Consider the following 2,148-nt stretch of genomic DNA (forward strand, 5'->3'; position numbering starts at 1 on the left):
ATTTTCTTGATGAGCATGGTGGCGTTACGCCCTTTTATTGGGCTGATCCGCATGGCACGACCGCCAAATACATTTGCCAAGATTATGAAATTTCTCAAAGAAAAGGTAATTTTTGGGAAATTAGCTTGAAGTTTGAACAAGTTTTTTAGGCAATATCGCCTTAACAACCGCCCCACGCAATACCGCTTGGGGCTTTTTATTTGGAGCAAAACCATGACCGAACCCACCCAAACCCTAACCACCCTAAACCGCACCGAAGCCCAAATCCTACAAGCATTTATCTGGCAGGTAGACACTTGGCAAAGTCAATATGGCGACAAAGCCAATAAGGTTGAAATCGTCTATTATCCTGAAGATGACGGCTTTGAGGCAATGAACGGCGAAGAGAATAATGGCATTTTAAAACGCAATCGCACCACTATCTTTCGTGCCGAGATTCTAGCTTGGGCGACCAACCAACTTAACCAGCTTAAAGGTTGGGGTAATGACAAAGCTGTTACCGTCCTGCATTTAGTCTATGCTAATGATGAATTTGGCGTGGCGGTGGAAGTTGTGCCGACGGCAAGTCTGGCAAGCGAAACCGAGCCAACCGACGAACTGGCAGACGAAGAAGCATAACACACAAAGACGGAAAAAGTGATTTTTCCGTCTTTTATTTGGAGGGCTTATGCCATTAAACAGCGACTTTCAAAAATTATCCGTAGATGGACTAATTACCTTGTTTGAACTGGATGCAAGCCGTCTTGGAGCGGGCATTTTACGCTTTCACGGACATAATCACGACAAAAACGATGGTGTAATTACCTTCCGTGGCAAAGAGTACAACCCCCAAGCCCTAAATGTAACAGGGCTTGAAATGCGGTCAGACGGTAAGGCAAGCACCCCCACCTTGACCCTTGCCAATAACATCGCAGGGGTACAAGGTGCGGTGTCGGCGTATTGCTTGCAGTTTAGCGACTTTGCAGGAGCAAAACTTACCGTTATTGCCACCCTTGCCAAGTATCTTGATGCGGTTAATTTTGACGGTGGCAACCCTACGGCAAGCGATGAATGCAAAGAGCAGATTTGGTTTGTGGAACAAAAAACATCGGAAAATGCCCAACAAGTTACTTTTGAGCTGTCAAATCCGATTGATTTAGAGGGCTTAAAAATCCCAGTCAGAGAGATTACCAATTATTGCCATTGGGCGGTCGTGGGTAAGTATCGTGGCGAAGAATGCGGCTATACAGGGGCGACAATGTTTGACGAACACGACAAACCAACCGACAACCCAATTTTGGACAAATGCGGTGGTCGCATGAAATCGTGCGTTCGCCGTTTTGGTAAAAACAAGCCCTTACCCTTTGGTGGCTGTCCTGCCAGTAGTTTGATTGGCTCATAGGAATTAAGATGAAATTAACCAAACAATTAAAATCGGACATTATCTCCCACGCCCTTGACTGCTACCCTGCCGAGTGCTGTGGCGTGATTGTGAATAACAAATACATTGCCTGCACCAACACCGCCCATGACAATGGGCAATTTACTCTTTGTCCAAAAGATTTTGCCCGTGCTGAAAGTATGGGGCAGATACAAGCCATCGTCCATAGCCACCCTGACGGCGGTGTGTTGCCGTCTGATTTGGATAAATTACAAATTGAACTGCACGGTGTGGCGTGGGTCATTGTGGCGGTATCAAAACAAGATTATGGCGATGAACCGAGCTTTGGCGTGTATGAGCCGTGTGGGTATAAACCGCCACTGTTGGGGCGAAATTATATCCATGGGGTGCAAGATTGTTATGCCATTGTCCGTGATTTTTATCGCCGTGAGTTTGAGATTGAATTGCCTGATTTTGACCGCACAGACGCTTGGTGGGAAGACCCCAATCACGCCCCACTGTATGAGCAGAACTTTGAAAAAGCAGGCTTTGTGGAAGTGGACAAAGACAACCTGCAATACGGCGATGTCCTGCTTTGCCGTGTCGGACGCACGCACCATGTTAATCATGCCTTAATTTGGCTCGGCAACAATGACACGCTCAAAAGCGAAGTTACACCGCCTTGCGTGGGCAACACTCTAATCCTGCACCACCCCTACGGACGGCAAAGCGTGCGTGAGATTTATGGCAAGGGGTGGGCGGATAGGGTTGGGCTTGTCGTGCGTCAT

Annotated in this window: 4 protein-coding genes; all 4 read left to right on the forward strand. The window is 47.3% G+C overall.

Annotated elements, in window-relative coordinates:
• Nucleotides 1-149 (forward strand): phage tail protein (locus ACERC6_RS10200; protein ID WP_373630528.1); only part of this gene is annotated, 149 nt, incomplete at its 5' end.
• A gap of 64 nt (nucleotides 150-213) precedes the next feature.
• Nucleotides 214-618, forward strand: coding sequence for a hypothetical protein (locus ACERC6_RS10205; RefSeq protein ID WP_373627199.1), 405 nt, complete (start codon nucleotides 214-216; stop codon nucleotides 616-618).
• 49 nt (nucleotides 619-667) lie between these two features.
• Nucleotides 668-1,381, forward strand: coding sequence for a phage minor tail protein L (locus tag ACERC6_RS10210; RefSeq protein ID WP_373627201.1), 714 nt, complete (start codon nucleotides 668-670; stop codon nucleotides 1,379-1,381).
• Nucleotides 1,382-1,389: 8 nt separating this feature from the next.
• Nucleotides 1,390-2,148, forward strand: a 759-nt coding sequence (locus tag ACERC6_RS10215) for a Mov34/MPN/PAD-1 family protein (RefSeq protein ID WP_373630527.1), incomplete at its 3' end; no start/stop codon positions are given.

This window comes from Moraxella sp. E33BD (assembly GCF_041807865.1).
Taxonomy (GTDB): Bacteria; Pseudomonadota; Gammaproteobacteria; order Pseudomonadales; family Moraxellaceae; genus Moraxella; species Moraxella haemolytica.

Excerpts from the sequence above, each read along its gene's own strand:
- ACERC6_RS10205 (WP_373627199.1), top strand. The coding sequence starts at position 214 with ATGACCGAACCCACCCAAACCCTAACCACCCTAAACCGCACCGAAGCC.
- ACERC6_RS10210 (WP_373627201.1), top strand. The coding sequence starts at position 668 with ATGCCATTAAACAGCGACTTTCAAAAATTATCCGTAGATGGACTAATT.